The organism is Methylobacterium sp. J-090 (assembly GCF_022829345.1).
Lineage (GTDB): Bacteria > Pseudomonadota > Alphaproteobacteria > Rhizobiales > Beijerinckiaceae > Methylobacterium.
The window spans coordinates 268,161-281,285 of sequence record NZ_JAKSXV010000098.1; the positions used below are offsets into that span (position 1 = coordinate 268,161).

At 70.2% G+C, this 13,125-nt stretch carries 13 protein-coding genes; 9 read left to right on the plus strand and 4 right to left on the minus strand.

Annotated elements, in window-relative coordinates:
• Positions 1-136 precede the first annotated feature (136 nt).
• Positions 137-457 (plus strand): 2Fe-2S iron-sulfur cluster-binding protein, encoded by a 321-nt coding sequence (locus tag MKK49_RS20750; protein ID WP_244031746.1) that lies wholly within the window; start codon positions 137-139, stop codon positions 455-457.
• On the opposite strand, the gene MKK49_RS20755 is transcribed toward MKK49_RS20750, so the two are convergent.
• The gene (locus tag MKK49_RS20755) at positions 426-899 is read right to left on the minus strand and encodes a bleomycin resistance protein (RefSeq protein WP_244031747.1); all 474 of its coding nucleotides are present in this window, start codon (positions 897-899) and stop codon (positions 426-428) included. The genes MKK49_RS20750 and MKK49_RS20755 overlap by 32 nt on opposite strands.
• Positions 896-2,071, minus strand: coding sequence for a vWA domain-containing protein (locus MKK49_RS20760; RefSeq protein WP_244031748.1), 1,176 nt, complete (start codon positions 2,069-2,071; stop codon positions 896-898). Before MKK49_RS20760 ends, MKK49_RS20755 begins: the two co-directional genes overlap by 4 nt.
• Before the next feature lie 258 nt (positions 2,072-2,329).
• On the opposite strand from MKK49_RS20760, the gene MKK49_RS20765 reads away from it, so the two are divergent.
• Positions 2,330-2,779 (plus strand): hypothetical protein, encoded by a 450-nt coding sequence (locus MKK49_RS20765; RefSeq protein ID WP_244031750.1) that lies wholly within the window; start codon positions 2,330-2,332, stop codon positions 2,777-2,779.
• 4 nt (positions 2,780-2,783) lie between these two features.
• Here the strand turns inward: MKK49_RS20765 and MKK49_RS20770 are convergent, their stop codons facing one another.
• The gene (locus MKK49_RS20770) at positions 2,784-4,922 is read right to left on the minus strand and encodes a TonB-dependent receptor (protein WP_409565113.1); all 2,139 of its coding nucleotides are present in this window, start codon (positions 4,920-4,922) and stop codon (positions 2,784-2,786) included.
• Positions 4,923-5,098: 176 nt separating this feature from the next.
• On the opposite strand from MKK49_RS20770, the gene MKK49_RS20775 reads away from it, so the two are divergent.
• The 6 genes from MKK49_RS20775 (at position 5,099) to MKK49_RS20800 (ending at position 9,955) form a co-directional block, all read left to right on the plus strand.
• Complete coding sequence (locus tag MKK49_RS20775; RefSeq protein ID WP_244031752.1) at positions 5,099-5,857, plus strand: DUF3750 domain-containing protein; 759 nt, start codon at positions 5,099-5,101, stop codon at positions 5,855-5,857.
• The gene (locus MKK49_RS20780) at positions 5,854-6,342 is read left to right on the plus strand and encodes a GNAT family N-acetyltransferase (RefSeq protein ID WP_244031753.1); all 489 of its coding nucleotides are present in this window, start codon (positions 5,854-5,856) and stop codon (positions 6,340-6,342) included. Before MKK49_RS20775 ends, MKK49_RS20780 begins: the two co-directional genes overlap by 4 nt.
• A 117-nt stretch (positions 6,343-6,459) precedes the next feature.
• A complete protein-coding gene (locus tag MKK49_RS20785; protein ID WP_244031841.1) occupies positions 6,460-6,666 on the plus strand; it encodes a ferredoxin in 207 nt (68 codons plus the stop codon).
• Between the two features lie 2 nt (positions 6,667-6,668).
• A complete protein-coding gene (locus MKK49_RS20790) occupies positions 6,669-7,943 on the plus strand; it encodes an NAD(P)/FAD-dependent oxidoreductase (RefSeq protein ID WP_244031754.1) in 1,275 nt (424 codons plus the stop codon).
• Entirely contained in the window at positions 7,940-9,187 is a 1,248-nt protein-coding gene (locus MKK49_RS20795) for a cytochrome P450 (RefSeq protein WP_244031755.1), read from the plus strand. The genes MKK49_RS20790 and MKK49_RS20795 overlap by 4 nt, the downstream gene beginning before the upstream one ends.
• A 168-nt stretch (positions 9,188-9,355) precedes the next feature.
• Complete coding sequence (locus MKK49_RS20800) at positions 9,356-9,955, plus strand: AprI/Inh family metalloprotease inhibitor (RefSeq protein WP_244031756.1); 600 nt, start codon at positions 9,356-9,358, stop codon at positions 9,953-9,955.
• 37 nt (positions 9,956-9,992) lie between these two features.
• Here the strand turns inward: MKK49_RS20800 and MKK49_RS20805 are convergent, their stop codons facing one another.
• Positions 9,993-11,744, minus strand: coding sequence for an outer membrane beta-barrel protein (locus tag MKK49_RS20805; RefSeq protein ID WP_244031757.1), 1,752 nt, complete (start codon positions 11,742-11,744; stop codon positions 9,993-9,995).
• A gap of 283 nt (positions 11,745-12,027) precedes the next feature.
• Here MKK49_RS20805 and MKK49_RS20810 point away from each other — a divergent pair, with 283 nt between their 5' ends.
• A complete protein-coding gene (locus MKK49_RS20810) occupies positions 12,028-13,065 on the plus strand; it encodes an SIS domain-containing protein (protein ID WP_244031758.1) in 1,038 nt (345 codons plus the stop codon).
• Positions 13,066-13,125 lie beyond the last annotated feature (60 nt).

The window sequence follows — 13,125 nt, forward strand, 5'->3', positions numbered from 1 at the left end:
CGCAAGGTTGTCGGCCCAAGCGCAGGAATGTCCGTCGCGCGGCGGCGAGCGCTTGCATTCCGGGGCCTGCCCCTTCAAGGCAGACCTCGCGCCGCACAACCGGCCACACACGCGTTGTACGAGCCCGGAGCCCCTGATGCCCAAGATCACCTACGTCGACCATACCGGCACGGCCAGGACCGTGGAGGGCGACGTAGGATCGACCGTGATGGAAGCGGCGATCCGCAACAACGTGCCGGGGATCGACGCCGAATGCGGGGGCGCCTGCGCCTGCGCCACCTGTCACGTCTACGTCGATGACGCCTGGGCCGCCATCGTCGGCCCGGCCGAGGACATGGAGCAGGACATGCTCGACTTCGCCTCCGACGTGCGCACGACCTCCCGCCTGTGCTGCCAGATCCGGATCAAGCCGGAACTCGACGGCCTCACGGTGACGACGCCGGCCCGCCAAGGTTGAGGACAGGGTCGACAGAACGCGTTCCGAGGGCCTCGCAGAGGCGCAGGAGATAGCCGTCGGGGTCCTGCACCAGGACCTGACGGAGACCGATCTCGACGCTGCCGGCCCGGTACCAGGCATCGTGGACGCCGCGGAACAGCGGCGAGCCCCCGGCCGCGAGGCCCACCAGCACTGGTTCGAGGGTCGCGACGGTGATCTGCAGGTTGAGGCCCCGGCCCAGCGGCGGCTCCAGGGCGCCCACGGACCAGTTGCCGTTGACGCGGTTGAGCATCACCTGGACGCCGTCCCGCTCCAGGTAGGCGAAGCCCGCCTCCGGCCGGGCATAGGCGACGACGAAGCCGAGGCCGCCGCACCAGAATTTCAGGCTCCGCTCCAGATCGAACACGTCGAGTTCCGGCACGAGGCCGGCGAAGCCGCCCTCGGGGAGACGGTCCGTCGTCATCGCACCAGTTCACGCATGGCGGAATCGATGCCCTCGATGGTGAGGGGATACATCCGCCCGCCGACGATCCGGCGGATCATGGCGATGGACTGGGCGTAGCCCCAGTGATCGGCGGGGATGGGGTTCAGCCACACCGCCTTCGAGAACCGCTCCAGCAGGCGTCCGAGCCAGACCTCGCCGGATTCCGCGTTCCAGTGCTCCACGGAGCCGCCCGGCGTCGCGATCTCGTAAGGGCTCATGGAGGCGTCACCGACGATCACCACCCGGTAATCCGACGGATAGGTCCGCAGCACCTCCAGCAGGGACACGGTCTCGTCGCGGCGGCGGCGATTGTCCTTCCACACGGCCTCGTAGGGACAGTTGTGGAAGTAATAGTGTTCCACGTGCTTGAACTCGGACCGGGCCGCCGAGAACAGCTCTTCGGCGAGCCCGATATGCCAGTCCATCGACCCGCCCACATCGAGGAAGAGCAGTACCTTGACGGTGTTGCGGCGCTCGGGCCGCAGCTTCACGTCGAGGTAGCCCTTCGCCGCCGTTTCCCGGATCGTGCCGTCGAGGTCGAGTTCCTCGGCTGCCCCCGTGCGGGCGAAACGGCGCAGGCGCCGCAGGGCCACCCGCATGTTGCGGGTGCCGAGCTCGACGCCGTCGTCGAGATCCCGGAACTCGCGCTTGTCCCACACCTTCACCGCGCGGAAGTTGCGGTTGCCGTCCTGGCCGATGCGGATGCCTTCCGGGTTGTAGCCGTAGGCGCCGAACGGCGAGGTACCGCCGGTGCCGATCCATTTCGAGCCGCCCTCGTGGCGCGCCTTCTGCTCGGCGAGGCGCTGTTTCAGGGTCTCGAACAGCGTGTCCCAGCCGAGCGCCTTCAGCTCCGCCTTCTCGTCGTCGGTGAGGTATTTTTCCGCGATGCGGCGCAGCCATTCCTCCGGGATCGCGGAGGGGTCCGTCGCCTCGCCCACGGTCTCCAGCCCCTTGAAGACGGTGCCGAACACCCGGTCGAACCGGTCGAGGTGGCGCTCGTCCTTCACCAGGGCCGTGCGGGCCAGCAGGTAGAATTCCTCCACGCGCTTGTCGGCGAGGTCGCGATGGAGGGCCTCCAGCAGGGTCAGAAACTCCCGTAGGGTGACGGGAACCTTTGCCTCGCGCAGGGCGGTGAAGAACTGGAGTAGCATGGACCGACAACGCGGCACGACGCGGTCCGGGTCAAGGGACCGGATCACGGCCCTGGGCGCAGGAATACCCCTGGGAATGGCCGGACGATCCGACATGGTCTGGGCATAACCCGCGATTTCTGTTGATATCCCCGCTAAGACCCTTGGGACCAGTGGGGACGGTGTCATCGAAATCGAACAATTGGCCCGCAGGCTCTTCGACAAGTTCAGACGCGATGTCGGAGCGACCGATCGACGACGCAATCGAGGGTGACCGGCATGGCACTCGTCCTTCGCTCTTTGAGCGACTTCAAACGGTTCCTGGCCAAGCCCGGCGCGACGATCCGGGTCGTGCGCAACACCTTCATCGACCGACAGGGGGCGACCTTTCAGGAAGCCTACCGGCGAAAGGGGATGTACGCACCCCGCACGGTCCAGGCCCTCTCGAAGAAGGCGGCGGTGTTCGGGGTTCAGGGCCATCCGACGACGGTCTGGCTCTACTGGGACCGCGGCACCCGCAAGTGGCGCTTTGCCGATGACACCGTCGCGATCCCCCTCGACACCGGCCTCGGTCCGCCGGACGAGATCGTCTACCGCTGCAGCGTCTCCGGCGACACGGACGCGCAGGAGACGCTGACCGGGGCGGAGCCCGACCCGAGGCCGACCACGCGCGAAGCTTTCGCGGGCCGGCCGATCCTGTCGGACCAAGGCCAAGGGCGCCTGCTCTGACGGTTCAGAACCGCGCCGTCAGGAACACCCGCACGTTGCGGCCCGGCAGCAGGATCTCGTCCTTCTTGAACGAGGCCGAGTTGCGGATCTGGTCGTTCAGCAGGTTGCGGCCCTGGAGGCCGAGGGTCACTTCGGTGGCGCCGTACAGCACGGGGTCGAGGGGCTTGGTGTAGCTGACCTCGGTGCGCAGGTCGTCGAAACCGGGGGTCACCGTCTCGATGGGGGCGACCTCCGTGTGGGCGAAGGCGTGGAGCAGGTTCACCCGGGCGAACCAGCCGTCGGCGCGCACGAACAGGCCGCCGCCGACGCGGTGGGGCGGGATGCGCGGCACGAAAGTGCCGTCGTCGAACTGGGCGCGGATTAAGTCGTACTGGGCGTCGAGGCCGGCCCAGCCGTTGCCCACGGGCAGGAGATCGAGCTGCGCGCCGATCTCGGCCCCATAGAACGTGGCGTTGCGCTGCGCGTAGACGATCTGCTGCAATTCGTCGTCGCTGCCGCAGGACGCGAAATCGTCGCCGCACCGGAGGCCAGTGTCGCGCTTGTAGATGAAGCCGGTGTAGCGGGTGTAGTAGCCGGTGGCGTCGAGGCGCAGCGGCCCCTCGGCTCGGCGGATGCTGGCCTCGATGGTGCGGGCCCGCTCCTTCTTGAGGGCGGCGTTGCCGATCTCGAAGGTCTCCGTCGCATCGTGGGCGCCGCGCGAATACAGCTCGAAGGCGGTCGGCGCGCGCTCGACGAAGCTGCCGTTCAGGCTGGCGACGAACCCGTTGGGGAGATCCTGAAGGGCGCCGAAGCTGAGGCTCTTCGGGGCGAACCGGCGGCGGCGGCCGTAGGAGAGTGGGTCCTCGCCCTCGACCGGCAGGAAGTCGCCGGGAAACAGCGTCGCGGTGCCGGTGGAGCGGTCCCCCTCGATGCGGCCGGCGGCCTGGACGCGCAGGCCGTTGCCCATTGCCAGCTCCTCGAAGAGGTACGCGGCGTTGCTGCGCGAATCCGTCGGCGCCAGCAGACCACCCGCCTCGCCGGCGGTGCCGAGGGTGCGGCGGCCGGCCTGCAGGCCGAGGGCACCCGTCAGCGTGCCGAGGGCCGTGAAGACCGGCACGTGCTGGAATTCGACGCGGGCCTCCGCCTCGCGGTTCTTGAACGTGGCGCGGATGCCGTCCTGCCCATCCCCACCGATCCCGGTCTCGTCGTGACGATAGACCGAGCCGCCGACCCAGAACCGGATCGCCGCGATGGGCCCGTCGAGGGGGCGGAATTCGCCGCGGGCCAGCAGGCGATCCTGGCGCGGGTCGAGGCGGGTGCGGTTCTCCGCCGCCGAGCCGCCGGGAATCTGATAGAGCGCGTCGTAGTGGCTGTAGGACAGGCCGACGAAGCCCCGGTCGCCGATGAACGATATGCCGACGGCGCCACCCTGGGACTCGTTGGCGGAGTTGCGCTGAATCCCGAGGGGGGTGGCGTAACTGTCGGACGCTGTCTTGAATCCGTCGGCATGGACCGCGACGTTGCCCGCGCCCGCATCCACCGTCACGGCGCCGAGGCGGCCGTTGTCCACGGTGGAATACCCCGTGGTGGCGGAGCCCGAGATGCCCCGCTCGGGGATGAAGGTCGGCACGCGGTTGTTCTCGGCGCTCACCACGCCGCCGATGGCCTGGGAACCGAAACGCAGGGAGGCCGGCCCCCGGATCACCTCGATGCGGTTGGCGACCAGCGGGTTGATGGGGACGCCGTGGTCCTCGCCGAGCTCCGACACGTCCTGGATGCCGACGCCGTTCTCCTGGATGCGGACCCGGCTGTTGTCGAGGCCGCGGATGATCGGACGGCTCGCGGCGCCGGGCGCGTAGGTCGAGGCCGAGATGCCCGGCCGGTCGGCGAGGGCGTCGCCGAGGGTGCGCGGCTGCTCACGGGCGATCTGGTCGGCGGTGACCACGGTGACGGGCGAGAAGGTGTTGACGACGACGGGTAGGATGCCGGTGGCCGGGGCGCTCGCCACGCCGCTTCCGCGCAACGGCACGATGGGACTCGGCGACGTGACGCTGAGTTCGGAGAGCGTCGCCTCCGCCTGCTGCGCCCGCGCATCCCCGGACATCAGTCCGGCCCCGGCCAGGATCGTTCCCGCCAGCAGACCCTTCGACAAACCGGCGTGCATCGTCGAACCTCACACAACAAACGTTATAATGTTTCATTAAGCAGATGTGATAATGTAACAAGTCCTTTCGTAGCTCGGGTCGCTCGATGGTGCGGCCCTGTTGCGCAGGCGCATCGGTTCGGCTCTCGCCGAGCGGGACTTGCCGATGCGGCCTCCCATGCCGAATTCTCGATGCAATGGTATCCGTCCCCCTCCTGGCGATCCTGCGCGGGCTCGCAATCCTCGTCTTGCTCGGCTTCCTCCTCCCCCTCGGGACCCACGCGCTGTGGTGGCTCGCCCGCGCGGAGGTGGCCCCGAGCTGGTCGAGCACCGGCCTCCTGGCGCGGCCGAAGGCCGACGATCCGGCCCTCGTCCGGGTGTATGCGGCGCGGGTCGGGCGCTGGCGCGGGATCGTCGCCCATCACAGCTGGATCGTGATCAAGGCCGCCGGCGCCACCCGCTACACACGCTACGACGTCGTCGGATGGGGCCTGCCCGTGCGGACGGATGGCTGGGCAGCGGACGGCCTGTGGTTCGGCAATCCGCCCGAGACCATCCTGGCCCTCGACGGGGCCTCGGCCGAGGCGGCGATCCCGGCGGTACGGTCGGCGGTGGCGGATTATCCGCACCGGGCGCTGGGCTCCTACACGGTCTGGCCGGGGCCGAACTCTAACACCTTCGCGGCCCATGTGATGGCCCGCATTCCCGGCATCGCCACGACCCTGCCGCCCACCGCCCTGGGCAAGGACTGGACGCCGCCCGGACGGTTCGTGGAGCGCACACCGAGCGGCACCGGTCTGCGCCTCGGTTTCGGCGGCTATGCTGGTTTGACCCTCGGCTGGGTCGAGGGCATCGAGGTCAATCTTCTGGGTCTGGTCGCCGGGATCGACCTGCGCCGGCCGGCGGTGAAGCTGCCCGGCTGGGGCCGCATCGGCATGACGGGGATCGCCGCATGAATCCGACGATCCGCTCCGCAGACGCTGCGGATCACGATGCCGTCTGGGCCATCCTCGAACCGACGATCCGCGCCGGCGAGACCTACACGCTGCCCCGCGACGGCACCCGCGCGGACATGCTTGCCTACTGGTTCACCCCCGGCAACCGCGTCTTCGTCGCCGCGAGCGAGGGCGCGGTGCGGGGCACCTACCTGCTGCGGGCGAACCAGCCCGGCGGCGGTGGCCATGTGGCCAATGCCGGGTTCATGACCCACCCGGATGCGGGTGGGCGCGGCATCGCCCAGGCCATGGGCCGGCACGCCCTGGAGACCGCCCGGCAGGCAGGGTTTTCGGCGATGCAGTTCAACTTCGTCGTATCCACCAACACCCGCGCCGTCGCCCTCTGGGAGCATCTCGGATTCAAGGTGGTCGGACGCCTGCCCGGGGCCTTTCGCCATCCGCTCCACGGCTTCGTCGACGCCCTGGTGATGTACCGGACCCTGTGACGCGCGTGCGGTGCGGAACCGCCGGTGCCTCGCGGACATTGCGCCTCCATGCCTGATCCGAACCCCGACCGCATCGGCCCGTCGCCGAGCCCAGATGTCTCGCGCGCTGCGGGCGGCCTGCGGGTCACCGTCGATCTCAACCGCTGTCAGGCTTATGCTCAGTGCTGCTACGCGGCACCGCACCATTTCGCCCTGCACGGCGCCGAGGCGCTCCACTACGATCCGGCGCCGACGGCAGCGGCGCGCGACGACATCGAGCGCGCCCGCGTCGCGTGTCCTGTCCAGGCGATCCGTGTCGAAGACGCGGGGCGGCAACGCGCGTGACTATGGAACATCTCGTTGTCGTCGGCGCGTCCCTGGCGGGCCTGCGGGGCGCCGAAGCCGCCCGGAAGGCCGGCTTCCAGGGCCGCCTCACCCTTATCGGCGCAGAACCGCACCGGCCGTACGATCGGCCGCCCCTGTCGAAGCTGGTCCTGACCGGCGGCGTCGCGCCCGGGGCCACCACCCTGCCGAACCTCGAGCCCCTCGACGCGGAATGGCGCCTCGGCTCGGCCGCCGCAGGCCTCGACCGGTCCGACCGGGCCGTCATTCTGGAGAGCGGCGACCGCGTCGCCTACGACCGCCTCCTCATCGCCACCGGCGCGCGGGCACGGCCCTGGCCGGACACGGTGCAGAACCGGTTCGGAGGCGTCCACACCCTGCGGAGTCGCGATGACGCGGCGGCCCTGCGGGGGGCGCTTGCGGCCGGGCCCGGCCGGGTGCTCGTCATCGGTGGCGGCTTCATCGGCTGCGAGGTGGCCGCCGCCTGCCGCGACCTCGATCTGCCCGTCACCCTGGTGGAGAGCGGCGCGACGGTGCTGGAACGGGTGCTCGGCAGCCATCTCGGCTCCGTCGTCGCGGCCCTGCACGCGGTGCGCGGCGTCGATCTGCGCTTGGGCGCGAAGGTCGAGGCCCTCGAGGATGACGACAGCGGGCACGTGGTGCGCGCCCGCCTCGCGGATGGTCGCACGATCGAGACGACGTGCGTGGTCGTCGCCCTCGGCGCGGTCCGCAACACCGAATGGCTCTCGGGCTCCGGCCTCGCCTTCGACGAGGGCGGCGTCGACTGCGATGCGGACGGCTACGTGCTCGACACGGATGGGCGGTCCGACCGGACCATCGCCGCCGCCGGCGACGTGGCGCGCTTTCCCCATCCCATCTACGACGGACGTCGCGTCGCCCTAGAGCATTGGGGTCACGCCGTGGCGCAGGGCGCGCATGCCGGGCGCCTGCTCGCGGGACAGGCCAGCAGCCCGGCCTATGCCGAGGTGCCGGCCTTCTGGTCGTCGCAGGGTGGAGTCACCCTCAAGATGGCGGGCCTGACCGAGGGCGCCGACGGCCTCGTCATCGCCCAGGGCGATCCGAAGACCGGGCGGTTCCTCGCCCTCTACGGCCGTGCCGGACGCTGCATCGCCGCCGTCTCGTTCGACTCCGTGCGCTGGCTGCCGGCCTATGCCGAGATGGTGGCGGCGGGCGCACCGTTCCCGCCGATCCACGGCGCCGTGGACCAGGGCCGCCTGAGGGTGCTGCCGCCCGGGTTTCCGAAAGAGGACGAGCGATGAGCGACGCGACCCTGTTCGAGCAGGTCAAGGACGAGGCCAACCGCGTCGATCCCTATCCACTCTTCGCCCGTCTGCGCGAGACGCCCGTGTCGCGCCAGTCCGACGGCACCTACGTGGCCGCGACGCACGCGGCGATCAGCAGCCTTCTGCACGACCCGCGGATCAGTTCCGAGACCCTGCCGCCGGCCGACCGGCCCAAGACCGGCAACCCGATCTCCGACTGGATCGTCAAGCCGATCCGCGACCGGATCACCGATACCCACCGGCCGTTCATCTTCCGCGACCCGCCCGATCACGACACCCTGCGCAAGGCCGTGATGCACGAGTTCACGCAGAAGCGCGTCCAAGTGCTGCGCGAGCGCTCGCACGTCCTCGTGGACGAGATCCTGGATAGGCACGCGGCGGCCAGGAGCTTCGATATCGTCGACGACCTCGCCTACCCGCTTCCCGTGACCATCATCTGCGAGCTGCTCGGCATTCCGACCGAGGACGAGCCGCAATTCCACGGCTGGGCAACGCAGCTCGCCACCGCCCTCGAACCCGACACCATGGCGGACACCGAGAAGCGGTCCGAGAACAGCCGGACCTTCGAGACCATCTCCACGTACATGACCGGTCTCATCAAGGAGAAGCGCCGGCACCCCAAGGACGACATGCTGTCTGGCCTGGCCGTGAACGGCGTGCCGGGCATCCCGCGCATGGGCGATTACGACCTCATCGCCACCTCGATCCTGATGCTGGTGGCCGGCCACGAGACCACCGTGAACCTCATCGCCAACGCCATGCTGGCATTGATGCGCAATCCGGCGGAGTTGGCACGTCTGCGCGACGATCCGGCCCGGGCGCCGCGCCTCATTGAAGAGGTGCAGCGCTACGATCCCCCGGTCCAGTTCCGAACCCGCCGGGCGCTAGCGGATATCCCCATGGGTGACGTCACGATCCCGGAGGGCGCTGACGTGATCCTGCTCCTGGCCTCCGGCAACCGCGACCCGGCGGTGTTCAACGACGCCGACCGCTTCGACCCCGACCGGGGCGGCATCCGCCATCTCGGCTTCGGCGGCGGGCTGCATTATTGCGTCGGCGCGCCGCTCGCCCGGTTCGAGGCGGAGGCGGCGCTGACCGCGCTCGCCCGGCGCCTCGACGACCCGCGTCTCCAGGCCGATCCGCCGCCCTATCGGCCGGGCTCGGCCCTGCGCGGTCCCAAACACCTGCGCCTGTCCATCGGCGGCATCCGCAAGGCCTGATCCATCCGGCTTGAGGCGTTCCGGCCACACCGGGACGCAAAGTCACCGACCCGTGCGGGAATCCCCAGGACGCGGGCGACCCTGCCTTGCGGCCATCGCATTTGACGGTGAGGCAGCGCGCACGAGGGTCGTGTCCACGACCCCGACGTGTTCGGGATTTGCCAAACGATGCCGCGTCCGCTCCTGACGACCGTCGCCATCCTCGCGCTCACCGCCGGCCTCGGTGCCTGCGCCTCGTCGCGACTCGACGGTCCGGCGAGCGGCCGTGGCCCCGGTCCCCAGGCGGCCCTCGACACATCGGTGCCGGCGATGCCGTCGGCCCCCATCACCTCGGCGCCCCTGGCACCGCCGCCGGGCGCCGCCGCCACCCCCGTGGACGCGCCCCTCGGGGCCAATGTCGCCGTCGCCCCCGCGACTCCGGTCATCGCCCCCGAGCCGAGCGCGGCGGCGATCGCGCCACCGGCCCCGCCGCCCGTCGTGGTGGCCACGGGCCGGTCCTCCGTGGTCGGCGCCTGGACGGCCAAGGACGCAACGGGCGCGAGCTGCAGGGTCTCCCTGTCGAGCGCGCCGGCCCTCGACCTGTACAAGGCCAGTGCCGCCGCCTGCCCGAACAAGGACCTCGCCAAGGTCACGGCCTGGGATTATCGCGACGGCGAAGTCTACCTCTACCAGCCCGGCGGCACCGTCACGGCCCGGCTGCGCCAGGGTGGCGGCGCCCTCGACGGCGCGCTGTCGAAGTCCGGCGCCTCCCTGGCGATGGTGCGCTGAGGGGCGGGACCGGTAGGACCTCCTTGGCCCAGGATGGCTAAGGGTTCACCCGCAGGCCGAGGAGCCAGGTGTTGGAGGTAAAGCTCGCCGTGGCGATCGAACTCTCCACTTGTTGGTAGATGTAGCTGCCACGCAAGGAGAGCCACCGGTTGAAGCGATAGTCGAGGCGTGCCGTCGCGGAGAAACCGCGCTCCGAGATGTTCACCCGGTCGTAGTCGCTCGCCACGTAGGTGATCCCGCCGATGAGCGAGAGGTTGCGCAGCAGATCGTGCTGGACTTCCAGGGTGACGGCCTGGGTCCGAACGCCGCCGGAGCCCGTCACGGCGGTCTCGACGACGCCCGCCGTGGCGTTGAGGCGGACGGTGGTCAGCGGGCTCGCCGTCCAGATGAGGGACGCGTTCATCACCGGCGCCGTGAGATCGCGCAGGGTCGGATCGTTGTAGGTGCGGTGCTGCAGGCCGGCCGAGACCTCGCCGGAGACGAAGCGGGTCAGCGCGATGGTGGCGCCCGCCGAGAGGGTCAGTCCGTCGGAGTCGCGCCGCGTGCCGGATGTGTCGACGCGTCTATCGTAGACGCGCGTATCGGCGAGGACATCGACGAAGGGCGTGAGGCTGGGCGAGACCTCGTAGCCGGCCCGCAATTGCAGCCCGTACTGGTTCAGGTTGCGGTCGCTTTGAGTGATCACGGTTCCGTCGCCGAGACGTGCATCCTCGAATTGCGAGCGATCGAGGAGGCCGCGCAGGGAGAGCTGCAGACGGTTGAACACCTCCGTGACGCCCACCGTGGTGCCGTAGCTCATGACGAGCGGGCGCGTCGCCGACCCGACGTTGAGGTCGGGTGTGCCGGTGCGCTGGGTATCGATGAGGAAACGGCCCTCGACATCGATGCGCGTGTCTCGATTGGCGTCGATCCTGAGGCGCGTCGCGCCGAGGCCGTTGGGCCGGCTCGCCGCTTGGTTGTCGGGGTAGTCGAGATAGGCCCCGCGCAACTCGCCGCTGAGCTCGCTCGCCGACCAGTCGCTGCGGAAGGTCAGATCCGCTTCCGTGCGCAGGGCCACCGAAGGCTTGGCCGCCAGACGGGTGATCTGCTCCGGATTGGTGTCGTAGCCGATGCTCTGCTGGAAGCTCGGCAGGAAGGTGAAGGTCCCGAGCTTGATTCCGAGCGGCGCGTAGGCCTGATCCACGGCGAGGGGCTGGCGCAGGCTCCCGCCGAACAGGAACCCCGGCGTCTGGATGCCGGCGAGGGGCAGCAGGGTCGGCAGGGGGACGCCGACCACGGCGGTGCGGACCACCGGGGTCAGCCGCAGGTCGGTGGGCGAGGACTGCGTGATCTGACGCGTAACCCGGGTGGTGGCTGTGCCGAAGCGGCGTGCCGGCGCCGCGCGCCGTCGCAGGATGGGACCGAGTGCACGGTTGTTGGGGCCGGACGAGGCGCGGAATGCAGTGGACGCACGGGTCGGGCTCGGGAGCCCGGCACCCGATTCTCCGCTGGGCGTATCGCCGCTCGCGGGCAGGCCCGCTCCGGTATCCACGGCGCCGTCCCGGGTGGGACGCAACGGCGGGGTGTCGCCGCTCGTCGCATCGGCGAGGGGATCGGCCTGGGTGGTGGTCCCGAAACTCGGGGCCTGACTGCGCTGGGTCTGCGACGGGCCGAGGCCTTGGCCTGGAAACTGGCCTTGAACCTGTGATTGCACCTGCGCCGCCGCCGTGTCCGGCAGGAGAAGGGCGGCCGTCAGGGCGAGGCCGCCGAGGCTCCGATTCCGCCACTCACCCGTCGGCCGCACACGCATCACGGACCTGTTGTCCTTCGCAAGGGAGGCGCGGCGCCCCGGGGCGCCCCCGAGGGGCGCTGGACACCCCGGACTCGGGGAACAAGCCGCCGGGCAAGCGGCGGATCATGGTTAAGATCGGTACAACCGGCAGGGTTAATGCGCCGTCAACGGACGCGCGGGCGGCCCCCGCCGGGGTCGCCGTGCGACCACATTCCCACGCCATAGGCGCACCATCGCCCGCGCCATGGGCGCGTCAGACGAGTTCGAGCAGGCGCGGAATCACACGAGGAGACGGGGCGGAATGGCTCGAGCGAACACGGCCCTGGACGGCGCGGCACGCGACACGGCCTCCGATCCGACACCGGCCGTCGCCTCGGCCCTGCGCACCATCGGAACCGAGCGCGACGGCCTCGCCTGCCTCATGGAGGCCATCGGCAGCGGTGTGGGGGGGAACGACCTCGGAGAAGCCTTCACGGCGGCGGTGGCGCATCTCAGCCGCGCCCGGGGCCGTGCGATCCTCACGGGCATGGGCAAGTCCGGCCATATCGGCCGCAAGATCGCCGCCACCTTCGCGTCCACCGGGACCCCGGCCCTCTACGTCCACCCGGCGGAGGCGAGCCACGGCGACCTCGGCATGATCCAGCCCGAGGACGTGGTGGTGGCGCTGTCCTGGTCGGGCGAGACCACGGAACTCGCCGACATCATCGGCTATGCCCGCCGCTACCGGGTCGGCCTCATCGCCATCACGGCCAATCCGGGCTCGACCCTGGGACGCGAGGCCGATGTCTGCCTGACCCTACCGAAGGCCCGCGAGGCCTGCCCCAACGGCCTCGCCCCCACCACCTCGACGGCCATGCAGCTGGCGCTGGGCGACGCCCTGGCCGTCGCGCTCCTCGAAGCGCGCGGTTTCTCGGCTCGGGAATTTGGGATCTACCATCCGGGCGGGCGCCTCGGCGCGTCGCTCCGTCAGGTCCGCGAGGTGATGCATACGGGCGAGCGCCTGCCCGTGGTCGCGCGCGGCACGCCCATGCGGGCGGCCATCCGCGAGATCGACGCCAAGGGCTTCGGCTCCGTGCTGGTGGTGGAGGCGGACGGGCGCCTCGCCGGCATCGTCACCGACGGGGATCTCCGCCGCAACGTCTTCCGCAGCGACCTCGACAGCCTCGCCGTCGAGGCCCTGATGAGCGGCACGCCCCGCACGGTGGTGCCGGAAACACTGCTGGCGAAGGCCCTGGAGATCCAGGAATCCATGAAGATCACCACCCTGGTGGTGATCGAGGACGGCCGCCCCGTGGGCCTCGTCCACTACCACGACCTCCTGCGCGCCGGCGTCGCCTGAGGTCATACCCAATCCGCTTGATCCCTCCGGGATGACGGATTCGGGCTGCGCTCAGGCGCC

What these genes read in the sequence shown, in the direction of transcription:
- MKK49_RS20760 (WP_244031748.1), bottom strand. Translation starts at nt 2,071, where the DNA reads ATGCTACTCCAGTTCTTCACCGCCCTGCGCGAGGCAAAGGTTCCCGTC.
- MKK49_RS20765 (WP_244031750.1), top strand. Translation starts at nt 2,330, where the DNA reads ATGGCACTCGTCCTTCGCTCTTTGAGCGACTTCAAACGGTTCCTGGCC.
- MKK49_RS20755 (WP_244031747.1), bottom strand. Translation starts at nt 899, where the DNA reads ATGACGACGGACCGTCTCCCCGAGGGCGGCTTCGCCGGCCTCGTGCCG.
- MKK49_RS20795 (WP_244031755.1), top strand. Translation starts at nt 7,940, where the DNA reads ATGAGCGACGCGACCCTGTTCGAGCAGGTCAAGGACGAGGCCAACCGC.
- MKK49_RS20810 (WP_244031758.1), top strand. Translation starts at nt 12,028, where the DNA reads ATGGCTCGAGCGAACACGGCCCTGGACGGCGCGGCACGCGACACGGCC.
- MKK49_RS20805 (WP_244031757.1), bottom strand. Translation starts at nt 11,744, where the DNA reads ATGCGTGTGCGGCCGACGGGTGAGTGGCGGAATCGGAGCCTCGGCGGC.
- MKK49_RS20780 (WP_244031753.1), top strand. Translation starts at nt 5,854, where the DNA reads ATGAATCCGACGATCCGCTCCGCAGACGCTGCGGATCACGATGCCGTC.
- MKK49_RS20750 (WP_244031746.1), top strand. Translation starts at nt 137, where the DNA reads ATGCCCAAGATCACCTACGTCGACCATACCGGCACGGCCAGGACCGTG.
- MKK49_RS20800 (WP_244031756.1), top strand. Translation starts at nt 9,356, where the DNA reads ATGCCGCGTCCGCTCCTGACGACCGTCGCCATCCTCGCGCTCACCGCC.
- MKK49_RS20775 (WP_244031752.1), top strand. Translation starts at nt 5,099, where the DNA reads ATGGTATCCGTCCCCCTCCTGGCGATCCTGCGCGGGCTCGCAATCCTC.
- MKK49_RS20770 (WP_409565113.1), bottom strand. Translation starts at nt 4,922, where the DNA reads ATGCACGCCGGTTTGTCGAAGGGTCTGCTGGCGGGAACGATCCTGGCC.
- MKK49_RS20790 (WP_244031754.1), top strand. Translation starts at nt 6,669, where the DNA reads ATGGAACATCTCGTTGTCGTCGGCGCGTCCCTGGCGGGCCTGCGGGGC.